Here is a 24,199-nt window from a genome sequence, read left to right on the forward strand (position 1 = left end):
GGCAATTATGGCTATTTATAAGTAGCAGCTAATTTTAAAGCATTGTAAGCGTTCACAATACCTCCGCTAATGCAAAGGTCTGAAAATGGAACAGACTTATCTTCCTCTCCTACTTTATAAGTAACGTTGTGGTTTACTTTAACAACGGATTTCATAATGATCTCCTTAACCTGTAAAGCAGTAAGTTTTGGATAGTATGAACGAATCAATGCCGCTAAACCAGCAACTACAGGAGCAGCCATACTTGTTCCGTTAAAGCTTGCATATTTTCCTTCAGGGATGGTAGAATAAATGTTTACACCTGGTGCAAAAACATCTACCGCTGTTTTTCCAAAATTAGAAAAGTCTGCTTTTAAAGTCTCGTCATCTTTTGGTCCGGAAGCACCAACTACAAGATATGCCGCAGCAGTTTCTCCAGTTAAGTATTTACGGTTTGGGAAATTGGTTTCTTTGTCAATGTCTTTATTGTCGTTACCTGCTGCCTGTACCAACAACACATCTTTGCTCATGGCATACTTAACAGCTGCATCAACTGCCGCCTTATCCCATGAATATGCTTTACCAAAACTCATGTTCAAAACTTTAGCACCATTATCTACTGCATAACGGATAGAATTAGCAACATCTTTGTCACGTTCATCACCATCCGGAACGGCACGTACACCCATAATCTGTACATTATCAGCAACACCTTTGATACCTAAATTATTGGTACGGTCGGCTGCTATGATCCCTCCAACGTGGGTACCATGACTTGCATCAGGGCCTTTGATATCGCTATTGCCATAAAAACGCTCTTTGCTGTCTGCATAGTTATCACCAACAAGTTCGGGACGCGGATCATAATCCATGTTTAAGTTGTAATCTAAAGATGATTTATAGTGCTCCAGACCTTTTAGGATCTGTGCATCATAAAAATCCTTAAACGTACCACCTTCTTGCAATTGTGAAATCAATACCGTTTTAATTCTGGTTTCCATTGGCGTTACGGCCTGGAAGCTTTGAAAATCTCCCAGGGTTGGGTTTTCTTTGCCAATTTTTTTAACCACTCCATCCACTACATTTTTAAAGCCTTCAATATTGGCGGTAATTCCTTTCGCTTCTGCTACTTCTTCATCGTATTTGGCTTTCATTTTCTGATAAGCTTCATATGCTTCTTTATCTGCCGGAGCTACTGATACAGCATCTACGTTTTCAAATTTCTTACGGTCTCTTCTAAGCAACCTTGTCAACTCAAGCGTCTCATGAGCTACAGAGCCTTTAGCAGAGCCAAGGTAATTCCATCCGTGGATATCATCTATATATCCATTTTTATCATCATCCTTTCCGTTTCCGGCAATTTCTCTCTTATTTACCCAAACAATTCTTTTCAGGTCTTCGTGGTTATAATCTACGCCACCATCTAGTACACCTACTAAAACAGGTTTAGATTTTTTTCCCTTCAACAGCTCGGCATAAGCCTTTTCAGTGCTGATACCGAAAGTAGTATCTGTTTTAAGGTCAAGGTTAAACCAGTTTGGCTTTTGTGCGTAAGATAAAAACGGGAATATCACTAAAAGAGACAACTGAAGGGCTCTTTTGGATAAATTATTCATAATTATATTCATGTATTTTAATTTTTCGGGGCAAAGCTAACCAATATTTGCAGTACAGGTGATTAAGACTACAGCGTTCTGGATGTTAAAAGATGTTAAATATCTAAGAAGTCTGTGGTTTCGCGGGCAATAACGTCTGCAACTGAGGTGTTGGAAAGAATTCTAAGGGTAGCATCTCTCACATCAATAAATGTTTTCCGGATTCCGCAAGTTACCTCATCGTGGCATTCGTCACATTTCCGATAAAACTTAATGCTGGCACAAGGCACCATAGCAATAGGGCCGTCGGTAATGCGCAACACATCTACCAGGTAAATGTCTTTAGCATCCTTATTAAGGCTGTAACCACCTCCTGCACCCTTTTTACTATACAGATAGCCTGCATTTCTAAGGTCTAGTAAAATCTGTTCTAAAAACTTCCTTGGTATCATTTCCTGCTCCGCCAACCGCACAATTTGCATCGGTGGATTCTGAACATTTTTTCCCAAGGCTACGAGCGCCTTTATTGCATATTTTGTTTTCTTTGATAGCATAGTATAGCAAAGCTACAAAGATAGGCAAACTTAATTATTTAACAGCATCATCGGCTACATCTTCGGGTACAGTGTCTTCCAAAGCCTGACCATTTTTAACCATGGCCAGCACAGCGGTAAATTTCTTTTCGAGGGTTTCATAGCCATCTTTATACTGACTGGTTTTATCTGCCAGCAGGCCATCTTCCTGATTGCTCAGGATGTCAATTTTAGATTGTAAGTATGCGGTATAATTTGTAGCCGCCCTGTCTGCTAGCGACTGTAATAAATCCTTGTAAGTCATAATTAATCGATTTGAACATTATAACACAAATCTGGATCAATTGTTCAGGACGGGCTTGTCTTTTTAGCATCAAAAAAGGCCTGCGTTATGAATGCAGGCCTTTGAAGATATATATCTATTCGAAATTACAATAGACCAAAGTTAATTTCTCCTAAGATTACAAATTTCTGGGGACCACTTACGGCCGTTAACTTTATGTAACGAACTTCTGGCAAGCCAGGGATTGTGAATTTTTGTTCAGCGCTGGTTAGTCTGTTAAAGTTGAAATTCCCGCCCAAATCTATCCAGTTTACATTATCAACACTTCCCTGGAACTTCACAACATCCGGTCCCCGCTCGTCTGGAACAGGAACGGGTACAGTAGCTGTAGGGGCTATTGTCCACCTCCATAAACTGATGGTTTTGATTGTCCGCTGGGTACCCAAATCGATTGTTACAAAATGAGGGTAAGACAAAGTGGTAAGTGAAAGCCATCTGGTATTTTGATTGCCATCCAACAGATTGGCCGGTGCACTGAAGCCAACTGGAGTATCCGTTGTATTATAGGAAGAATAAGCAATCACTGACAACTGGCTTTTAACAGGAGAAAGCTCGTTTACAACCTGGTAGTTGGTTCTAAAAGTATCTAAAGCAACAGGATCGGGCAGATGTAGGGTCCTAATGCGATAGCTAGTTCCTTTTTTATAGTCTGCAAGCTGCAAAGCAAGATCTGATGCTTTAACCCGTACAACCTTAAGCAAATTTGTGGTGGTAGTATATTCCACCTCCGATCCAACAATCGTTGTCCCTGAGGGTAAATCATTGAATTGAAGTCCCAATGTATTAGCAAGATTGACAGTATTGGTCAGCAATGGCCTTGGAAGCAAATTTGACCGATATCGCTCACCATACACGCTGCCAGACAGCTCCACCGGAACAGATACGTTACCCTTGCTATCAAAAGTTTTGATAATGAAAGAGTAAAAATTCTCAGGTACGTTGGGAATGGTAATTCCTACAGTGTCCTTATCCGCTGGGACAGCAAATTCAATAGAATCAGTATAATTATTCCAATAGACCTTTGCTCTTACCACTTTAGGATCGGAGCCTCTTAACCAGGTAATTCTAACCCTGTTGTCGCCAGAATGCAGCACAGGGGCAGTTGCCTTTCCAGGATAGATAACACCACTATTTACAACATATTGTTTATATGTACTATCCATTCTTTTACAGGCCATAAAAGCACACCCACCTGCAATTGCCATTATTATATATAATCTAGTTTTCATTTGATTTTTTTTAATGGTTAACATTACAATTTACCCCAGAAACTAATCTCCGCAATGGTGATCTGACCACCGCCCCCGTAAGTTTCCAGCGCCTTAAAGCGCACATACCTATACGCCGGTGGAATATCTGGCATTTCGAAATCTTCACCATTAGTAAAACCATACGTATTGTCTTCTGTGGTAACCTGACCTAAAGGCAAGCCAGACGGCTTAAATGAGTTGAATTTCCCAATTAACGTCCAGCTGGCCCAACTGCCGTCGGTTGCAGGGCTATTAGAGCCATACAGTTCAAATGTTTTCACACTTGCGCCCGTGTAATTAAATGGCGAGGACCTTTGGTGGACTTTCATCCGACTAATGACTACAGGAATATTCAAATCAACGGTGAACCATTGCGGAATTGTTGCACTATTTCTAGAGGCAAAAATACCAAGATCAACCAGACCATCCCACATTTTATCTACAGTGGTAGAAGTGGAAGAAGGGGTATATTCATCCGTCGGCAATTGCACAATTTTAAAAGGCTTAGGGACTTTCTGCTCAAAAACCGGGGTCAGGTCTTTGATTATCGCTAATGATTTGTTGTTCCAGCGATCCCTTAAGTAAACGGAAAATTTCATAGATTTTGAACTTAATCCACGTACAGAAAAAGAGACTTCAGGTGCTTTGGAATAAAATGTCTGTAACGGTCTTAGCACACCATTTGAGACAGTATCTGCATCGACTACGATAGCCAAATTTGCCTGTAATGCATTTTTTAGCCTAATCTTCACACCGCCAAAACCAGGCTCAAGGCTCAGATTACCATACGCTAATTCTATGGGTGGTGTAAGTGGCTTTATTTTTACCACAATAGGTTCAGATACCTTTTCATTTTTACCTACACTATAAAGTTTTACATCATATTCTTTGGTATCACCAAAACCATCTAACTTTAAGGTATCTGTATAAATGGAAGCTTTATTTTCTCTCGATACACCTGGCTGAATTTCATAAACAGCCTTAACATAAGCAAGATTCTCATCTCCATTTAGCCGATACGTTACAGTAGCGCCACCCGGGGTATTTTCTACTTTAATATTACTCACCTGCTGAGGTGCCGGAGCATCTTCATTTAAATATTTTAGCCGCTCATCTTCTTTACAGCTTTGCCCTACTATACTCAATAATAAAGCAACAACAATATAATTCAATATTTTCATGATATCTATTTATAAATTACCAGCCTATATTTTGAACTAAGTTTCGGTTAGTAGTAATGGAAAAATCTCTTATCGGAAAGAAGTAGTCTTTCAATCCAAAACGCTGATCAAAAATGAATTTCTTGCGATAATAAAAAGCGGCAGTGGATTGTTCTATGTCCCATCCCTGAATTGGCTTTCTATATTCCACAATATTTCTCTTCCACCGCCTTAGGTCCCAAAAACGCGCACCTTCAAATGCCAGCTCAATCATCGTTTCTTGCTGAATGATCTCTTGCATCCCATTCTTACTTTCAAATTTGCCTGGATTATTTGAGTAATTCGTCCAGGATTCCCGCACTGTTTTTAAACCAGCACGTTCACGAACCAAGTTAATGTATTCATGAACTTCTGCACCAGGACCACCTTGCTCATTTAGCGCCTCAGCATACATCAAATATAATTGAGGAAGGCGAATTAAGGGCCAGGGATAAGCTGTTACGGTGTAATCGGAAACTCCCGAATTTTGTACATTCTGATAATGTACATATTTCTTAATAAAATAACCAGTTATCGATCCATAATCGGGCTTCGATTTCCCGTTAAGCTGGCCTTTTTTAGCCTGTACAAAATATGTCCCTGACGGAATTGCATCATTGTAATATCCTTGCCCATACCAAACACCACCGTCAAAACCCAGGTCAGCATAAAAGCGTGGCTCCCTATCAAAATTTGATCCCGCTGTTTCGTAATCTAGTCTGATATATCGCTGATCTGCAGCTGAGCCCACCCGTGTAGGGGTCAGTGCTGCATTCCATGCATTGTCTTCCGTTATTGGAACTCCATTTTTGGTATAAAACATATCCGCGATCTTTAATGGAGGTGCTAATTCATACCCTATAGTAGGGTTTTCCTGATAAAGTGGGTTTACATTTGGAGTCGCCATTCTCTGCGTTGTATTGTTAACGCTTTGTGTATTTGCCCAAATGACCTCGCTATTCCATCGCTCTGTAAAGGCCAGTCTTAAACTAAGTTGCGTCTTAATTTCTTCAGTAAGCACAAATACCGACACAGATGGATTGTACTTATACAATTTGTGACCTGCAGCATGGCATACCTCAATTGCCTGCTTGCAGGCTACAACTGCCGAATCCCATTTTACTGTTGAAAATTGCTGGTTAAATAGCTGCGTACCATCACGATTTCTTAAAGTTGCCTGATCTGTATTTCCATTAAATAACGGACTCGCAGCAGTAACCATTACTTTAGCTTTTAAAGCATAGACTATAGGCTTTGTGATGCGTCCAAGCATTTTTGCCGGATCAACAACATTGGGCGGCAGGTCATCTTTAGCCTCGTCCAACAGTTGCTTGATGTATGCAAAACATTCATCTACCGGGGCCCTTGCGATTTTCACATCGGCGATACTGATATCGGCAGACAAATTTTCTCTGATCAATGGAATCGGACCGTACATACGTACCAGATAAAAATGGTAGTACGCTTTAAGAAACTTCACTTCTGCAATCCATTCTTTACGCTCCTGTTCTCCGAGGTCGGGAACTGAACCTATCCTTTCTAAAAATATATTGCAATCTCTAAGCCCTTTATAAAGATTGACCCACATACCTTCTCCAATTGGATTTACCGTAGACTGAAGTCCGAGCGCGAGGTTAAATACCCCATGACTAAAGTTGGGTTTTGGAGAGTTGTTGATTGCCCAAATTTCATCCCCGCCAAGTAGTGCAGGATCCTGTTCCAGGTTACCATCTTTTGGCATGTAAGAATAACAGGTATATAAAAATTTTTCCGCCTCCGAGCGCATAGTAAATGCATTATCGATGGTTGCAAGGCTATCCGGGACTATATCCAGGTAATCCTTACAAGACGAAAATATCGAGACGAAAATTAAAATGGCTAGTCTTACACACCAGTTTGTATTTTTAGAATATTTCATATCTAATGTTTTAAATCAATTAAAAGGTGAGGTTTAAACCGAAATTAAAAACCTTTTGCAGTGGATAACCCAGTCCATTACCAGCCATTTCCGAATCCCAAATTTTAAACTTACTTAACATTAGCAAGTTTGTCCCACTCATGTATAACCTTAAATTTGAAGCCTTTATACGATCAAGTAAACTTTTAGAAAAGGTATATCCAAATTCAACTTGCTTAAGGCGTAAGAAAGCAGCATTCCTCATAAACCAGGTACTTGGCTGGATATTATTGGCATTTACAGAAGTACTGAGCCTGGGCAAAGTTGCATAGAGATTGCGGTTTTCTTCTGACCAATAACTATCTGCATACGCTTGCAATAACTGGTTTGTGTATTGAGTGGTAGCAGTAGACTCTGTGGTATTTGGATAAACGTATGGCACGAAGGGTGAAGTAGCTGCTGGGTTGATCCAAAAAGACTGATTTGCAGATCCCTGTGCAAAAGCAGAGATGTCAAATTTCTTGTAACTTAAGGAAAAGCCAAAACCATAAATCACTTCTGGTAACGTAGGATTTCCAATCGGAACAATATCTGCCTGATTAATGATACCATCTCCGTTTACATCAGTATATTTAATATCGCCTCCCAATACAGCAGAACCGAAATCCTGTTTAGGTGAATTAGCAGCTTCCTGATCATCAACAAAAAGGCGCTCAGCGATATACCCATAATATTGGTTAATGGAACTTCCTACTCTATACCTTCCCGGTTCCGAATAGTTGGGCTCCTCAAATACACTATATCTGCTTTTAGCATAAGTAAGGTTACCACGTACTGAAAACCAGAGGTTTTTAGACCAGGCATGCTGAAAATCCAATGATAGGTCTATCCCTTTTCCCGATGCCTTACCAACATTAGATCTTTGAATGGACGCAAAGCCAACAGTATTTGGTATATCTGTCCGTGCCATTAATATGTTATCGCGTTTCTCTGTATAATACTCAGCAACTAAATTGGCTTTACCATACAAACTCAATTCCATAGCTACGTTTTGCTTCGCTGCCCGTTCCCAGGTTATCAATGAGTTTTCATATCGTTGTATAGATACACCATTCTTTATTTCATTCAAGTCCCGACCAAAAACTGCCGCCCGGCTTGGATCTGACAAAGTAACTCTTGAAAGATAGAAAAATCTATCGTTAGCATCCCCAATTTGGTCGTTCCCTACCAAACCATAGGTATATCGAAATCTTAAATTGCTAATTACTGATTTAAGTGGTTCAAAGAATTTCTCATTAGATACACTCCACGCTAGCCCGGCAGAAGGAAAAAAGCCAAAGCGGTTATTCTCTGCAAATTTCTCTGTACCATTATACCCGAAGTTAAATTCAGCAAAATATCTTTTGTCGTAAGCATAAGTGGCACGCCCCGAAACACCAATGTTTCTGAAGGGAAGTGAAAGCATAATATCATTACTGGATTCTGAATTTAAGGCTTCTCTATTAATCATAACCAATACACCGCCAACATCATGCTTTGAAGCAAAAGTTCGGTTGTAATTAATCGCCGACTCAAGATAGAAAGTGGAATACAATTTTTTATCTCCCGGTAAAAAGTCAAGGTATTCCCTTCCATTATCATTTGTCTTAGATACGACATATTGATTTGTTAGCGGATCATAACCCGCTAACTGATACCAAAAAGGTGCATAAGCCCTTTTATAATTGAACAATGAAGTTCTGCCAAGGTTAAGCATTGCCCTTGCAGAAAGACCTTGGGTAATTCCATTTAAGCCTTGTTTTATTTCAAACTGGGCCATCATTTGGGACCTGCTTTCATCTCTGTATCCTTTTACCATATCGGCATATGGATTTAGGAAAGTATTGTTGCCATAGTTACCAAACATAATGTGCTTGACAAACTTGTGTGCTTCATCTACAGGATAAAATGCAGGAAACCGAACAGGGTTACTGCGCATTACTTTTCTGTACATATCCGTACCGCTGTCAAGCGGTCCATTATAATCATCAAAGTTTCCGCTCAAACGCACAATTAGCTCGGTAGATTTGGTGAGGTCAACATTTACATTGGTACGTAAAGTATAGCTTTTCAAATTGATGTTGTTGTTGAAATTATTCTTTCCGTCAACTTTCAAAACACCATTGTCCTTATTGAATCCTCCAGAAACATAATATCTGGCTACCGTTCCCCCGCCGTTTACATTTAAATAGTAACGCTGGTTCATGGCGTAGTCCTTAAAGAGCATTTTCCGCCAGTCATTTGCCGGATAAACCAAAGGGTTCGTTCCTTTTTCTGTATTTTCTATTTGATCAGGAAGGTAAAGTGCTGCAGCACCAGGATTTCTGGTCAATACTGCTTCGTTTGCAAGTTTCATATACGTTACAGGATCGGCAAGTTCCACATTTTGCGTGGCCATGGAAGCAGAATTCTCCGCCCTGATAGATATTTTTGCCTGACCCGCAACACCTTGTTTGGTGGTAACTAAAATTACTCCATTTGCTCCACGTGCACCATATAAAGCCGTTGCTGTGGCATCTTTCATGATTGAAAATGTTGCAATGTCATCTGTTTGCAAACGAGCTAAATCTGTTGAAGTCAGCTCAATTCCATCAATCAAGATCAGAGGCTTGTTATTTGTTCCGAAAGTTGTAACCCCCCTTACAAAGAAATCAGCATTGTCTGCTCCGGGCTCACCGCTTCTTTGGTAAGAAATAATTCCAGCTACCCTCCCTGCTAGTGCGGTGGTAAGATTACTTGATGGAACTCTTAAATCACCTGGTCTCACTGTAGTAATTGACCCAATTACACTCTCTTTTTTTTGCGTACCAAAAGCAACAACAGCAACTTCATCGAGTGCATTTTTAGGATTAGGGAGTAATTTTACATCAAGTACTTTTCGTTCTCCAACTGTAATCCGCTGATTAATGTATCCTATATAGGAGACGATAAGGACTTCAGCATTGGTATTGATTTGGATGGTGTATTTACCCTCGCCATTGGTAACAGCACCTCGCTCTTTTCCTTCTACTTTAATAGTAGCTCCAGGAAGTGAAACTCCTGTTTCATCATAGATAGTACCTGTTAATACCCTCTGCTGATTTGATTTTGTAATGGTCAATAGTTTTTTCTCGTTGGGGGCTACAGGCATCTTTGCTTTACCTGCAAATACAAAATATGTATTACAGAGAATAGCGTACGCAAGTAGCGCAAGTACTTTTTTCATACTTTAAGTTTGTTTAGGTGTGAATGGTTTGGTTTGAAATCCTGATGGTTAGTCCGGATGTGTAGTTTAATAGCTGTTTATCTCATAGGCCTATCCTCCACATAGGTAGTTTTAAAAATTTATAAACTTGCTGCAGCATGATCTGCAGGCATATTAATGCCGTTCCACAACTTCCTGGCCGTCCAGTCGGCCGGGGCGTTACTCCAAAAAGGGTCTTCTTTTGGCAAGCCTAAAGCGAGTAATCCTGTACTACAGAGGTATAAGCTACCTGTTGAGATATAAGATTCGCCCATATCTATCTGATGCCCACAAAACCCGATGGTAAGCCAGCCATTGGCATCAAAAGTGCCTGGTGCCTCAATCATTCTTTTAATCACCAATGTTAAAGCTTCCCTTACCTGAGCAGGCTTAATTTCTGGGGGTAGCATTTTTAACAAAGCAATCTGACATAAGCCCTGCATGGCACCGAAACGGTATGCAAGCGACCGACCTGTTGGTGGAAATGTTCCCTCCGGAGAGATTAACCTTTCCTGAATGGCCGCATAACGCACAGCCCGTTCTTGCACCAATGCATAAAAAGCTTTGTTTTCTTTCCCGCTCTCTAACATCACTCCTGCTATGTCCATCATCATGGGCTGTATTACAAAACTATTGTAGTAATCAAAATGAAAGGCAGGGCCATCACCATAAATACCATCCCCTTTGTACCACTCAAAATGTTTTTTAATGCCATAATCCAATCTTACCACATCATATTCCTCGCCAATTTTTAGAAAAAAAGCTTCAATCATGCCCATAAAAAGCAACCAGTTGTTGTAAGTGGGTTTAATTACACGTGTAGATTTCAAAGCTTTAATAAGGTTTGCCTTAACTTCGGCGCTTAAAGGCTCCCAAAGCTGTTTTGGCGCACGGATTAAAGCCTGAGCTAAAAAGGAAGCATCTACCAATGCCTGCTCATACTTTTGAGCTGTAAACTGCATATAGTCTGGCGATGCCGGATTAACGGCATGCGCCAGACATTTATGGCTGAGACTAATATATTTTGCCCTTAATTTCCCTTCTTCCGTGTCATCAGCGCCCAGTTCAAGCCAGGGTGCAATGCCGGCCATCAACCTTCCAAATGCCTCCAGATACGTCACCTTACTTCTATCCAACGTACTCGTTGGGTTAACTTCCACCGGCATATTCGCTTTAAGCTTTCCTTCACTTAAATTCAATAGTACCGGATCTGCTATTTTAGTAAGTACCCGAATCCAGTACTTCCTGCTGTCAGTTTTCTTTTCTATTGAAACTGCAGGCGAAGCAGCTACTGATTTTAGGTTGATGCCTGATGCTGCCGCAAGGGGTAGAAGAGATAAAAAGTGGCGTCTAAACATGAGCTTTATTTAAGGGTGTAAACAGTAGCTTTGCCTGGTAAAGGTGTTTTTAAGTTCTTAATGGAAGAGCCGCTCACCTGGTGTAAAATCACTGCCTCAGAAGAAATTACAGCGGGCACATTAACTTTATCCATCACCAGGCCTTTCACATCACTAAAAACAAATGGTGCCCTGAAATCTGGCTGTACATATTTGAAGTTGGAGTTTTTAATGGAAATGTTTTCTGCATGACGGGCATATAAGCCCCAGGCAGGCAGTTCACCAAACATTACGTATTCAGGATAGTCACTTGCCCTTTCATCAATTTTAGGAATAGAATCCAAAGAAACATATGCTTTCTTTTTGTCGGCTGCACCCGCAGTAACAATGTTGATGTTTTCAAGAGATACATTTTGCACCGGATGACCAGGTAAGCCCACAATAATAACAGGCATCAAATTGTGGGGAAAGATATCTTCTTCTGGCGGACCTGCAATGCCGTAGCCCTCATCTGGTTTACCGGCAGGAATTTCTACATTCACGTTTTTAATGGAAATTCTCCTGATGATTCCAGGAGGAACTGTTGTTTTGCGGTGCCCTAAACGAATGAAAACTCCGCCACCTGAATTTTTAGCCGTAATGTTAGACACTTCAACATCTTCCATGATACCTCCATCTACAATTTCCAGTGCCACAGCTGTACGGTAGGTATTGTAAACAAAAATATTATTCACTTTAATTTTCTTAAAACCACCGAGAGAGGCGGTGCCGAATTTTACTGCACTTGCACTGGAGCGTATTTTACAATCCTGGATAACGATGTTTTCACAAGCACTTGAAGCATCACTGGATTTAAGGCAAATGCCATCATCCGCAGCATCAACATCGCAATTTTTAACCACTACATTCTGGCAATCTACAATGTCAAAACCATCGTTATTCCAATACGCGGTGCTACGTACTTTTACACTATCAAACACCATATCGGTACATAAATTGTATGTTTGCACCCAACAGGCCGCATTCTTTAGGGTTACATCCTTAACCAGAATCTTGTTGCAGCGCTGTAACTCAATCAGCTGAGGTCTGAAGGTTTCATTCGGTCTTCTCAATACCAGCGGATCTTTGATAGCTCCATTTTTTACCAGTTTAAGAATACTCATAGCCAAATCATGCCCCTGCCCGTCAATTGATCCTTTCCCTGTAATGGAAATGTTATTTTGCTTGTCGGCAATTAACAGCGCATACCACCTGTCATTGCGTTCATAATCAGCTAAACTGGCGCTACCCAACAACACAGCATTGGGCTCAAGGTTCAGTTCAACGCCCGACTTTAAATGAACAGTGCCGGTTAAAAATGATCCGGCCGGGACAACGACCTTTCCTCCTCCTTTGGCGCTTGCCGCATCAACGGCCTTCTGAATGGCTTGCGTGTTCATGGTTTTGCCATCACCTATGGCACCATAATCTTTGATATTGTATAACTGAGCTGAGGTATTTAAACCTGCTACCAGTAATAGAAAACATAAAACGGTTCTTAATTTCATCATTGCTTATGGTTTAAAATGATACTCAAAATGATAGCTGCCAGAGCCAACAGGATACTTAAGGTCTTTGCCGCTTTTTACAGCCTTTTTTAAAGTTGAAACGACCAGGTTATGCGTTACCTCAGTATTCGCTGCATTGGGCAAAATCACCTCTGCAGTAGTATTTGGTGGAACAACCACATCTAAAATGAACAGGCCATTTTTAAGCTGCCATTTGGATTGAAGCTTTCCATACATGGTTTCCAGAGTAGCATTCACCATGCTCAGATCCCCCCCCGGATGCGGAGCAATGGTGATGCCTTTATAACCTGGATTTTTTGTGTCTGTATCTAATCCCGCCATTCTGCGGTACATCCAATCTCCTATTGCACCATATGAATAGTGGTTAAAGGAGTTCATACTTGGATCCTGAAGATCGCCATTGGCTTTAATTCCATCCCAACGCTCCCAGATGGTGGTTGCGCCTTTGGTAACCGGATACAACCAGGATGGATAGGTATCTTGCAACAAAAGTGTGTAGGCCATATCATCGTAACCGAAGCGGCTTAACACATGGCACAAATATGGTGTACCCAGAAAGCCTGTAGTGAGGTGGTTACCGTAGGCTTTGATGTTTTCTACCAATCTGCCTGCCAGCTGATCTCTTAAGTTTTCTGGCAATAGATCAAAGGAAAGCGTTAAAGCCATTGCGGTCTGTGTACCAGACACAACCCTGCCATTACCCGTTACGTATTCTTTTACAAAGGCCTTTTTGATTTTTTCAAGCAAAGCCTGGTACTTCTTCACATCTTCATCTTTGCCCAAAACTTCGGCTGTATTGATCATCAGCTGCACAGAATTAGCATAAAATGCCTGAGCAATTAAGTATTTATCGGTTACGGCAGCCTTTCCTGAATCATCCGTTGGACTAGGACTATAAAAACACCAATCGCCAAAATGGAAACCTGTATTCCATAAATCATTGATACTTTTTTGCTCCATGTATCCTATCCACGCTTTCATTCCAGGATACTGTTGCTCCAGGATATGTTTATCACCATAAGTTTGGTACAAACTCCAGGGAATAATTGTGGCCGCATCAGCCCAACCGGCAACACCTGCTGCGGTTGGCGACATGATATCTGGTACTACCCAGGTTACAGCTCCATCTGCATGCTGATCTGCACTCAGGTCTTTTAACCACCTGGTAAAAAAGCCCGCTACGTTCATGTTATATTCTGCCGTACGGCTAAATGCCTGCGCATCGCCCGTCCAGCCCAGACGCTCATTTCTTTGTGGGCAATCTGTAGGCACATCTACAAAATTGCCCTTTTGACCCCACTGAATGTTATGCTGCAATTGATTGAGCATAGGGTTAGAAGTAACCAGATTTCCGGTTGCTTCCATATCAGAGTACATGGCTACAGCCCTGATGCCAGCCGTATCTAATTTGCCTGTGAAGCCTTCAATTTTAATGTATCGAAAGCCCTGGTAGGTAAAATGCGGCTCGTGATGCTCTACCTGGTTACTGGCCAAAATGTATTTGAGTTCTGATTTCGCAAAACGAAGGTTAGCGGTATAAAAGTTCCCTTCCTTATCCAGTACCTCTGCATGCTTTATGGTAATCACATCACCAAGCTTTCCTTTAATGTCTATGACCACCCAGCCTACCAGGTTTTGTCCAAAGTCTATCACAGTTTCTCCCTTTGGAGTTTTGATCAGCTTAAGCGGATGAAAGACTTCCTTTTTCCTTACTGGCGGCATTTCTGGCGCAACAAGAATGCTGTTGTCATATACGGCAGTGGTTACCGGCAACCAACCTTTGTCGTTATAGGCGCTCATGTTCCAACCCTTTTTCTCCAGGCGTGTATCGTATACTTCACCATTATAGAAAGAAGAAGAACGAATGGGACCTATGGCTGCTTTCCATTGCTTATTGGAGGCAATTGTTTCTTTAGTACCGTCTGTATATTGAACTTCGAGTTGATACAACAGGGCCAGGTCTTTGCCGTAGATGTTTTTCCATTTATCTAAATGCCCGCGGTACCAGCCGTCACCCACCATCACTCCTGCTGCATTTTTACCTTTGTTCAGTAAAGAAGTAACATCGTAAACCTGGTATTGTAATCTTTTGCGGTAGCTGGTCCATCCGGGTGCAAAATACTCGTCGCCTATGCGTTTTCCATTTAAGTAGGCTTCAAAAATGCCATGTGCCGTAATGTACAAACGGGCAGATTTCACTGCTTTGGCGAGTTCAAATGATCGGCGAAACATTGGTGCAGGGCCGTCAACAGTATCAGCCGGAATGTTGCTTTTGATCCATTCGGCAGTCCAGTCTGAGGTTTTCAATAAACCCATTTCCCAATAGTTGCAGTCGCTCCATTTAGAAACATTGCCTTTATTGTCCCAAACCCGTACCTGCCAATAATTGCGTTGTGCCGAAGCAAGGGCCGGGCCGTTGTACATAATGTGTACAGAGCTTGCAGATTTGACTTTCCCACTTGTCCAGCTTAAATTTTTACCATTTTTAAGTTGTGCAGAATCTTTGCTCATCCGCAGTTCATATGAGGTTTGCAGAATGTCTTGTCCTGATGATTTCAGCTTCCAGCTTAGTCTTGGTTTAACTACATCTATTCCGATTGGATTGGTTTGATATTCGCAAACCAGCGCAGCTACCGATAATTTTTGCGCCACCGAGGGAAAAGAAAAAAGCAATCCTATACTAAAAACCGGGATGCACTTGCTGATGTATTTCGTTAATTTCATAAGCTCTTTATTGCGTTAATTTTAAAGATACATTGGTAAGGTCTACTGAATTTGGGCCAACCATAATGGTAAAAGCACCAGGCTCAGTAATCCATTTGCCATCCTTCCAAAATTCCAGCGCGCGTAATGATATTGGAAAGGTTACCGTTTGTACAGCACCTGGCTCCAGCGTAATTCTTTTAAATCCTTTTAGTTCTTTAATGGGCCGTGCTAAAGACGACACATTGTCGCGGATGTATAGCTGTACAATCTCATCCCCTTTTACCTTTCCGGTATTCTGGATTTTAACTTCAGCATAAACAGTGTCTACCGCAACCATTTCAGATTTGGAAAGCTTTAGGTCTGAATATTTAAATGTGGTGTAACTGATGCCATACCCAAATGGATAAGTTGGATCGTAAGCTGCATTCCAGATCTCCCTGGGTCTGCCGGGGATCAGGCTATTATAAAATGCAGGCACCTGACCTACATTTCTTGGATAAGTAACCGTGAGTTTCCCGGATGGGTTCAAATCACCAAAAATGGCTTCAGCAACGGCCACACCTGTTTCCTGTCCTAAAAACCATCCGTCTAAAATGGCCGGAACATTGTCTTTTGCATATTGTATAGCAGCAGGACGCCCGTGTAGTAGAACCAATACCACAGGTTTTCCTGTAGCTACCATAGCCTTCATTAAATCGTCTTGTGCCCCCGGCAGGTTAATGTCATCACGATCTACATTTTCCATTACCGTTTTGTCGTCATCGCCAAGCACAAGTACAATCACCTCAGCTTGATTTGCTACGGTTACTGCAGCCTGAATTTGCGCAGCATTTGGATGCTGAATATCGGTGCCTTTGGCATATAACACCTGTCCGTTTTCACCGATGGCTTTTTCTATACCTTGCCTTACCGTGATAAAATGCTTAGGCTGCTGAGTAGAATAGGTACCTAAGCGGATGGTATCTGCATTGGGGCCTATTACAGCTATTTTTTTAAACTGGTCTTTTTTGAAAGGTAGCAGTCCATTGCTATTTTTCAACAATATGATACTCTTGCGTGCTGCCTCCAGCGCTAATGCATCATGTGCAGGATTATTGAGGACAGTTTTATAATTTGACCTTGGGCTAGACAATGAACCATCAATCTGCGAGAAAAAAACATCTGCATTTACATCTGCATTTTTAGTTTCCTTTTGCAACTGGGTCATTTCTTTGCCCATGGGGTTTTCTTCATTTTCAAGATGCAGTGCTACTTTAAATTCCAGCACTTTTCTAGCGGCATCGTCTAACAATTTCATTGGCACTTTACCTGATTTTACCAGCGCAACCAATGGTGGGCCGTACATTCTTTTATCGGCCCAGGTTTGTTTAAAGGCAAGTTCGGTATGGACACCCGCTTCTAAAGATTTTCTGATTGTTTCTTCTCTATTTTCAGTGGCAAACAAACGATCCTGCACCCATCTGATATCGTTATTATCAGATACCACAAGCCCGTCGAAACCATATTCTTTTCTTAGCACATCATTTAAGGTGTAGGTATTGATGTGACATGGTACACCGTTTAAACTGTGATGTGCAGGCATTATTGCCCCTACATGTGCTTCCTGAACCGCGGCCCGAAATGGCGGCAGATGCACTTCATGTAAGCTTCTCAATGAAATTTCCACGGCAGCACCATTGGCTCCAAGCAAAGGCTCACTGTCGGCTACGAAATGTTTAGCGGTAGCTACAACGTGGTTTTTATCAAAGCGGAATCTACCTGTTCCTTGTAAACCATTGATAAAAGCAACGCCAATTTTGCTTACCAGATAAGGATCTTCTGAGTAACCTTCTTCGAACCGGCCCCATCTTGCATCTCTTACTACACCTAGCATTGGCGTATACACATGATGTATACCTAATGCACGTGCTTCGCTGGCAATTGCACCCGATACCCGCTCAACAAGAGCTGGATCCCAGGAGCTGGCAATGGCTATGGCTTGTGGAAAGGTAGTTGCTCCCGGAGCAACAATACCATGTAAGCTTTCGCCTGCCTGCATGTGAGGTACATTTAGTCTTTTATCTGCGTTGGGGTAAAATGAAGCCAGCTGATGGGCTTTCTCCTCAACTGTCATCTGGTTAAGCAGCTGCTCTACTTTTTGTTTCTCTTTTTGGCTTAGGGGCACATAGCCGGTTTTATCCTGTGCATAAGCATGAATAACCGGCAACGAAATCGTGGAAAGCAGCAGTACTTTTATTAACCTCATAGGTTTAGTATTAGCAAGTATATTTGGTTTAAAAAACCAGGGAGTGCAGGCATTTGCCTGCACATCCAAGGAATTAACTATTACTATTATTGGTTGGGTTAGTAACCCGGGTTGTTCGGTATAAATGCGCCGACATTCCTGTCTATCATGTCCTGAGGGATAGGCATCAGATTGTTGTAAGTTTGTACTGAGGCTGCTGATTTTTCATATCCATACGCCTTAGTCCTTTCATATAACTTTCCTAGTCGTGTTAAGGTCATCATTCTAAATTCCTCACCAAATAGCTCCCTTGCTCTTTCGTCGAGGATATAATCTAGTGTAGCATTTGCTGCTGAAACAAGAGGTGCCTGCGCACGTGCTCTAACGGCGTTTATATCATCTGCAACAAGTTGTGCCTGCCCTCCCTTCGCTAATCTGGCTTCCGCCCTTAATAAATAAGTTTCAGGCAAACGGATTACGTAAAAGTCCCTTACATAACCATTATCAGGCAATCCCGCAATATGTTTGTCTGTACCAAATTTTTGCCAATTTGGATAAACCCATTGCATAGTATCCTCTCTAAGAGTTAAATAAGATTTAGGAATCAGGTCTCCTTTTGCAAATCCACCCACAGCAGCATTGAAATAATACTTTCGTTTAATATTCACCTCAGTGTTACGCAGGTCATTACCTGCATTTTTCCAAATGGTATAATTGGTATAATTAGTAGGTCTAACATAAGCCACTCCACGTCCTGTAGTATCATGAGGAGAACCTGAAGTATAACCACCTTTCTGAAAGCCCCAAATGTAACACCACATCATCCGTTCAATTAAAGGTCTTCCAAAATTCTGAGTTCCTCCAAGCACCACAGCACCTGTTGGGCCTTGCTCAAACTGTGCTACGAAAATACCTTCTGTATTACCAGCTTGACGGTTTTGGTTGCCCATAACAAAAAGATCATAATAGTAATTCTTGTCTGCCTCATTAGCACGTGCGCCAAAGCGCGCATTTACCAACGCATACGCTCCATCGGTGCCGTCTATAACTCTGGTTGCAGCGGCAATAGCCCCATCGTAATCTTTCAATGAAATATTTACTTCTGCTAAAACATGGTCTGCAGCAGCACGAACTACTCTTCCGGGAGTAGTTGTAGTAAGTGGTAAATAAGTCCGGGCATATTCCAGATCACTTTTGGCAAAAGCGTAAACCTGTTCACGGGTACTTTTTACAAAATCAACTTTACTTTCCATTATTGGTTTATCTACAATCGGCACACCTCCATATAAATTGGCAAGATTCCGATATGCAAAGCCTCTGAAAAAATAACCCTCTGCCAGGGTAGACGTTTTTTCTGCCTCGTTTAACCACAACACACCTGGTTTTGAGGCCGCTTCAATTAAAGTATTTGCAACTTTAATAATCTGGTATTGCAGATTAAACCAATCCGCAGAAAAAGTTTCTCTTGAATTAACCAGGCCCCAGTTGTTGAATTTAGCAGCATCATCACGTGGATCAAAACATACATCTGTACCCAATCCAAGAATCCATCCCTCATGGGTAAGATCCGCTGTGTTATAAAATAACTGAACGCTACGGTACATCGTTGCGCTTAATGCATCAAATTGTGCCTTGTTCGTATAAGCCGTTTCAGTACTCAGCTTATCTTTTAAAGTTTCCTGAAGAAATTTATCATCCTTACAGGAGCCCAACAACATTAACCCAGTTGTTGCAGCAATTAGCATATTTTTATATAATTTCATGTTTGTAGATTTTAATTAGAATGCTAAGTTTATTCCAAAAGTTATTGCCCGCATTAATGGATTAGAAAGATTTACGTTTCCATTCGAAGATCCACCATTACCACCAATTTGAGCACCATTTGCAGGGTCAAGCCCGGTCCATCCAGTTAATGTGATTAAATTGGTACCACTTACATAAGCCTTTAGGTTATCCACTTTCAATTTTTCTGTGATCGATCTTGGAAACGTATAGCTTAGAGATGCAGTTTGCAAACGCACAAATGTTCTGGATTGATAAAAACCATAATTATACGTCGTGTTTGGATAATTTGGTCTTGGAAATTCATTGTTGCCATTTTCAGGTGTCCAATATGGTTGATCTAGCCAGTTGGCAATGTTAGACAATACGGCACCTGGATTTAAACCCCTCACGTTCGTAGAACTAAAAAAGTTATTTTTACCACCACCAACAATTGCGTTCACACTAAAAAACAACTGGAAATTTTTATAACTAAATGTATTTGAGATATTAAAGTTGAAGTTTTCTTTTGCATAACCAACAATGGATTTGTCCAACTCATTGATCAGACCATCGTCATTTAAATCGCGGATCTTTAAATCACCAGGAACAAATATTCTTGTGCCTGTAGCAGTTAGATACCTGTTCATGTAATCAACATCAGTAGTTTGAACTATACCATCTACAGTATAATCCCAGTTAGCACCCAATGATTTACCAATAAATAACCCGTTAGCTACGTCATTATCTTCAATGCCATCTTTATTCGCATCCAGCCCATACAGATGAACCAGCTTATTTCTATTCATCCAAAAGCTAATTCCTGAACCCCAGGTAAAACCACCGTCCGATTTTAGGTTAACCGTATTTAGTGTAATCTCTATACCCTGATTCCTAACTTCTCCAACATTGTCTTTTACGCTATTATAACCAGTTACAGACGGAATTAGACGAGTTAGTAGCTGATCTGTAGTGGTTGTTCTATATAGATCGATATTACCTGACAATCTGTTGTCTAACAATTGAAAATCCACACCAAAGTTTAGACCAAGGGTTTTCTCCCAGGTAAATAACCTGTTGCCTAAATTTGCAGGATTACTATAGGTCGTCGTCGTACTGCCGAAGACTGTATTTCCAGATTCTGCGTATGATAACGTTTCATATGGAACTGCAGCCTGATTACCTGCTTTTCCAAGACCCAGCCTAACTTTTAAATAGTCAACAAAAGTAATTTTCTTCATGAAGTCTTCTTCACTCATTGCCCAGGCAACAGATCCTCCAGGAAAAACTCCGTATTTATGTCCTTCAGCAAAAGCTGAGTTACCATCTCTTCTAACATTTAAAGTTGCATAGTAACGTTGTTTATAGTTATAATTTAACCTGGCAAAATATCCAACATTGCCTGATTCAACTATCGCATTTAACCCATCTTTCGTGGTTGCAAGATTAAGCCCATTGTAACCCAAGGAGGTTGTACCGGCTTTAGCAAAATCAGCACCACTAAAACGAACACTTTCAAAATTGGAGTGGTCTCGTGTGTAACCAGCAAGCACGTCAAAATTATGGCTACCAAAAGTCCTTGTATAAGATAGTAAACTATTAATCAACCAGCTGCTTGTCTGATCATTTTTTCTAAATCCATTCGCTCTGGACAAAAATTGTAGGGGGTTAGCGACATTGGCTGGAAGCCTTGTATTAACTTCACCAAACTCATGGTGGAAATAGGCTGTTTCAACTGTACCTTTGTTACCCGTAACTTCAAAACGATAATTTAAGCCTTTGATAAATGGAATTTTAGCGTTTATAAAACCAGTACCCCTGATGTTGCTCTGCCTGTTCAAGTCATCGTCATATATCCCGGGTAATATCGAATTGGTTGGATTTCCCCAAAAAGGGCTAAACAGCGATGTACTTCCTACAGGATATCTTTCATAAATTTCATCATTTGACCCAGGTAAATACCTGTAACTATATGGAGGCATATAAGTTGCCATATAAAGATTTGGAGAAAATCCAGAGAAATCACGAGAAGAATAGTACGCATTTGCACCAAATGATAACCAGTCTGTGATGTTATTCTCCAATTTCATAGTGAGGTTGGGCTTTGTGAATCTATCATTATATAGCACGCCTTTTTGATCCAAATAGCCTGCAGAGAAATAATAGTTTAGCTTGTCAGTCCTGCCCGAAACACTCAATTCGTAATTCTGCACAGGGGCATGTTGAGTGATTTCATCCATCCAATCTAATGTATGACCTTCATTATAGGCCTGAAGTTCTAAGGGTTGTAATATATTAGCCAAAGTAGCAACACTGTTTCCCCTTGCAATTAAATTGTCTTTTCTCCATTGAATAAAATCTTCGCCAGTTTTCATTTTAGGCACACGAGTCCAGTTTTGAATGCCATAATAGGTACTAAAGTTGATCTGTGGCTTATCTGTTTTTCCTCGTTTAGTTGTGATGATTACAACTCCACTTTGAGATTGCGAACCATAGATAGAGGCTGCACTTGCATCCTTCAAAATGTCGAAGGTTGCCACGTCGTTCATATTAATTTCATTCAGTTCACCATTAAATATCACTCCATCCAGAACAATTAATGGTTTATTGTTACTACTAATAGAGTTTTGTCCCCTAACCACAATATTAGGTGCTGCTCCAGCTGCTGTTGATGGACCCACGTTAATACCGGAAGTTCCTTGAAGTGCTTCAAGAACGTTCATGAAGGGCATAGAAGATTTAGGACCTTCATCAAACTTTACAGTTGTAATTGCCCCCGTAACATCCTTACGTTTTTGCGTACCGTAACCTACTACAACAACATCATTCAGTTGACTAGCGGCAGCTTCTGCCAGGGTAACATTAATGGTGCTGCGCCCATTAATGCTTATGGTTTGCGAAGTGTAACCAATGTAGCTGAAGGTCAAAGTAGCCTTGTCATCTGTAGCGATGGTAAACGCACCATTAGAATCAGTTGTTGCCCCCTGTCCGGCCGAACTTTTTACACTTACGCCAATTAAGGTCACCCCTTTGGCATCCCTCACCGTACCTTTTACAGTAATTGGAGGTTTTACTGTTGCCATGGCCAGGTTGCCGGCTGCAAAAAGCAGCAGCAAAACCAGCGAGGCCAGCATGGTTTTTCCTGTTCCCAGCTTTGAAGAACAGAAATTTTTGAGTTGGTTTTTCATCATACTTTGGTTAAATTAAGTTTTGGTTTTGAAATTTTAAATAGCTTGTCTTATGGAATTCACGCGCATCTTATTCGCTTCGGCTAGTACAATTTTGTTTATAGCATCATAATTATATTCAAGTTTTTTCAACAGCTGAAACTGTGCTTTTGCACGCTGAAGGTTGTGTTTTGGGGCACTTATTTTATAGTATTTATCTCCGTCTATATAGTCCGTTAAAAAACGCACACCCATCAAATACGGAAACAACAAAGCACCCTGTATCAAAGAATCTATCTCTTTATTACTTAAGAAACTTCCTGTTTTGCTTAAAAATCCGGCGGTAAATGCCTGAAAAATCTCCAGGTTTACATCTATCTTGTCCAGATCGGCTTCGTCCTCCGCAGCGGTATTTGCAGAGCTCCTGATCGCATCACCAAAATCATAAGCCACATAACCCGGCATCACCGTGTCCAGGTCAATTACACACTGTGCTTTATCGTGTTCATCCAGTAAAACATTGCTAAATTTGGTATCGTTATGTGTAATTCTTAGTGGGAGCATTCCATTTTTTCCCATATCTAATATGGCATTCATGGCATGCTCACGTTCCATAATAAAATCAAGTTCATCCTGAACCTCCTCCACCCTTCCAACCGGGTTTTCAGCCACTACACGTTTAAGTGTGGTAATTCTTTTTGCGATGTTATGAAAATCTGGAATCGTTTCTACCAACAGCTTGGCATCCATGTCTGACAAACAAGCCTGGAACTCGCCAAATGCTTTGCCGCCCTCATAAGCCTGTGTAGGTGTAGATACAATATCATAAGATGTGGTATTGGGCAGAAAATAATACATCCGCCAAAAATTACCCTCAGCATCTAAATGGTAAAACTTATGCTTGCGGGTTGGGATCAATGTGAGCATTTGTTTATGCGCATCATAATTACCGGCATTGTTCATCTTATCCCTTACATGAGCGGTTACCAGTTCAATGTTCTTCATCAATCCTGGTACATCTGTAAATACATATTGATTGATGCGCTGCAACAAGTAGTCAGGATCTTCTTCCTGTTTGGTTTTAACATGAAAAGTATCGTTGATATGGCCAGATCCGTAGGCGACAACATGCGCTACTTCTCCGCTAATGAGAAAAGCACTTGATATTTCTTCCAGGTTGTAAAGTTTGGTTGGTTTATCGGTCATTTGGTTACGGTACTTATTGTCATTTATACACTAGTGCCCGCAAACACAAAATGTAATTGGGCACGCACACAATTAACTTTACAGCTACTGTGTGCGAACACAATTGTAAAATTATTTTTTTATATATCCTAATTTTTTTTAAGTTTGGCCTAAACAAATCGCATAATTTTAG

14 protein-coding genes are annotated in these 24,199 nt (G+C 41.0%); all 14 read right to left on the bottom strand.

From position 1 onward, the window contains the following. Positions 1-11: 11 nt before the first annotated feature. Positions 12-1,595: a S8 family peptidase gene (locus tag LPB86_RS00350; RefSeq protein WP_230640477.1), complete on the bottom strand. Its 1,584-nt coding sequence runs from the start codon at positions 1,593-1,595 to the stop codon at positions 12-14. Positions 1,596-1,690: 95 nt separating this feature from the next. Then, a complete protein-coding gene (locus LPB86_RS00355; protein WP_230640478.1) occupies positions 1,691-2,128 on the bottom strand; it encodes an Rrf2 family transcriptional regulator in 438 nt (145 codons plus the stop codon). A 34-nt stretch (positions 2,129-2,162) separates the two neighbouring features. Beyond that, positions 2,163-2,411, bottom strand: a complete 249-nt coding sequence (locus LPB86_RS00360; protein WP_230640479.1) for a hypothetical protein — start codon at positions 2,409-2,411, stop codon at positions 2,163-2,165. 125 nt (positions 2,412-2,536) lie between these two features. Next, positions 2,537-3,679: a DUF4998 domain-containing protein gene (locus LPB86_RS00365; protein ID WP_230640480.1), complete on the bottom strand. Its 1,143-nt coding sequence runs from the start codon at positions 3,677-3,679 to the stop codon at positions 2,537-2,539. Between the two features lie 23 nt (positions 3,680-3,702). Beyond that, on the bottom strand, positions 3,703-4,881 hold the full coding sequence (locus tag LPB86_RS00370) for a DUF5000 domain-containing lipoprotein (protein WP_230640481.1): 1,179 nt from the start codon (positions 4,879-4,881) through the stop codon (positions 3,703-3,705). A 16-nt stretch (positions 4,882-4,897) separates the two neighbouring features. After that, complete coding sequence (locus LPB86_RS00375; RefSeq protein ID WP_230640482.1) at positions 4,898-6,817, bottom strand: RagB/SusD family nutrient uptake outer membrane protein; 1,920 nt, start codon at positions 6,815-6,817, stop codon at positions 4,898-4,900. A 19-nt stretch (positions 6,818-6,836) separates the two neighbouring features. Next, entirely contained in the window at positions 6,837-10,040 is a 3,204-nt protein-coding gene (locus LPB86_RS00380) for a TonB-dependent receptor (protein WP_230640483.1), read from the bottom strand. Between the two features lie 119 nt (positions 10,041-10,159). Next, on the bottom strand, positions 10,160-11,416 hold the full coding sequence (locus LPB86_RS00385; RefSeq protein ID WP_230640484.1) for a DUF2264 domain-containing protein: 1,257 nt from the start codon (positions 11,414-11,416) through the stop codon (positions 10,160-10,162). 5 nt (positions 11,417-11,421) lie between these two features. Beyond that, positions 11,422-12,945: a glycoside hydrolase family 28 protein gene (locus tag LPB86_RS00390; RefSeq protein ID WP_230640485.1), complete on the bottom strand. Its 1,524-nt coding sequence runs from the start codon at positions 12,943-12,945 to the stop codon at positions 11,422-11,424. A 3-nt stretch (positions 12,946-12,948) separates the two neighbouring features. Beyond that, a complete protein-coding gene (locus LPB86_RS00395; RefSeq protein ID WP_230640486.1) occupies positions 12,949-15,687 on the bottom strand; it encodes a glycoside hydrolase family 78 protein in 2,739 nt (912 codons plus the stop codon). Between the two features lie 7 nt (positions 15,688-15,694). Continuing rightward, positions 15,695-17,914 (bottom strand): glycoside hydrolase family 3 N-terminal domain-containing protein, encoded by a 2,220-nt coding sequence (locus LPB86_RS00400; protein WP_230640487.1) that lies wholly within the window; start codon positions 17,912-17,914, stop codon positions 15,695-15,697. A 98-nt stretch (positions 17,915-18,012) separates the two neighbouring features. After that, on the bottom strand, positions 18,013-19,656 hold the full coding sequence (locus tag LPB86_RS00405) for a RagB/SusD family nutrient uptake outer membrane protein (protein WP_230640488.1): 1,644 nt from the start codon (positions 19,654-19,656) through the stop codon (positions 18,013-18,015). A 15-nt stretch (positions 19,657-19,671) separates the two neighbouring features. Further along, the gene (locus LPB86_RS00410) at positions 19,672-22,845 is read right to left on the bottom strand and encodes a TonB-dependent receptor (protein WP_230640489.1); all 3,174 of its coding nucleotides are present in this window, start codon (positions 22,843-22,845) and stop codon (positions 19,672-19,674) included. A gap of 33 nt (positions 22,846-22,878) precedes the next feature. Then, positions 22,879-24,027: a phosphotransferase enzyme family protein gene (locus LPB86_RS00415; protein WP_230640490.1), complete on the bottom strand. Its 1,149-nt coding sequence runs from the start codon at positions 24,025-24,027 to the stop codon at positions 22,879-22,881. Between the last annotated feature and the right edge of the window lie 172 nt (positions 24,028-24,199).

Source organism: Pedobacter sp. MC2016-14 (genome assembly GCF_020991475.1).
Classification (GTDB): Bacteria; Bacteroidota; Bacteroidia; order Sphingobacteriales; family Sphingobacteriaceae; genus Pedobacter.

Excerpts from the sequence above, each read along its gene's own strand:
- LPB86_RS00350 (WP_230640477.1), bottom strand. The coding sequence starts at position 1,595 with ATGAATAATTTATCCAAAAGAGCCCTTCAGTTGTCTCTTTTAGTGATA.
- LPB86_RS00355 (WP_230640478.1), bottom strand. The coding sequence starts at position 2,128 with ATGCTATCAAAGAAAACAAAATATGCAATAAAGGCGCTCGTAGCCTTG.
- LPB86_RS00360 (WP_230640479.1), bottom strand. The coding sequence starts at position 2,411 with ATGACTTACAAGGATTTATTACAGTCGCTAGCAGACAGGGCGGCTACA.
- LPB86_RS00365 (WP_230640480.1), bottom strand. The coding sequence starts at position 3,679 with ATGAAAACTAGATTATATATAATAATGGCAATTGCAGGTGGGTGTGCT.
- LPB86_RS00370 (WP_230640481.1), bottom strand. The coding sequence starts at position 4,881 with ATGAAAATATTGAATTATATTGTTGTTGCTTTATTATTGAGTATAGTA.
- LPB86_RS00375 (WP_230640482.1), bottom strand. The coding sequence starts at position 6,817 with ATGAAATATTCTAAAAATACAAACTGGTGTGTAAGACTAGCCATTTTA.
- LPB86_RS00380 (WP_230640483.1), bottom strand. The coding sequence starts at position 10,040 with ATGAAAAAAGTACTTGCGCTACTTGCGTACGCTATTCTCTGTAATACA.
- LPB86_RS00385 (WP_230640484.1), bottom strand. The coding sequence starts at position 11,416 with ATGTTTAGACGCCACTTTTTATCTCTTCTACCCCTTGCGGCAGCATCA.
- LPB86_RS00390 (WP_230640485.1), bottom strand. The coding sequence starts at position 12,945 with ATGATGAAATTAAGAACCGTTTTATGTTTTCTATTACTGGTAGCAGGT.
- LPB86_RS00395 (WP_230640486.1), bottom strand. The coding sequence starts at position 15,687 with ATGAAATTAACGAAATACATCAGCAAGTGCATCCCGGTTTTTAGTATA.
- LPB86_RS00400 (WP_230640487.1), bottom strand. The coding sequence starts at position 17,914 with ATGAGGTTAATAAAAGTACTGCTGCTTTCCACGATTTCGTTGCCGGTT.
- LPB86_RS00405 (WP_230640488.1), bottom strand. The coding sequence starts at position 19,656 with ATGAAATTATATAAAAATATGCTAATTGCTGCAACAACTGGGTTAATG.
- LPB86_RS00410 (WP_230640489.1), bottom strand. The coding sequence starts at position 22,845 with ATGATGAAAAACCAACTCAAAAATTTCTGTTCTTCAAAGCTGGGAACA.
- LPB86_RS00415 (WP_230640490.1), bottom strand. The coding sequence starts at position 24,027 with ATGACCGATAAACCAACCAAACTTTACAACCTGGAAGAAATATCAAGT.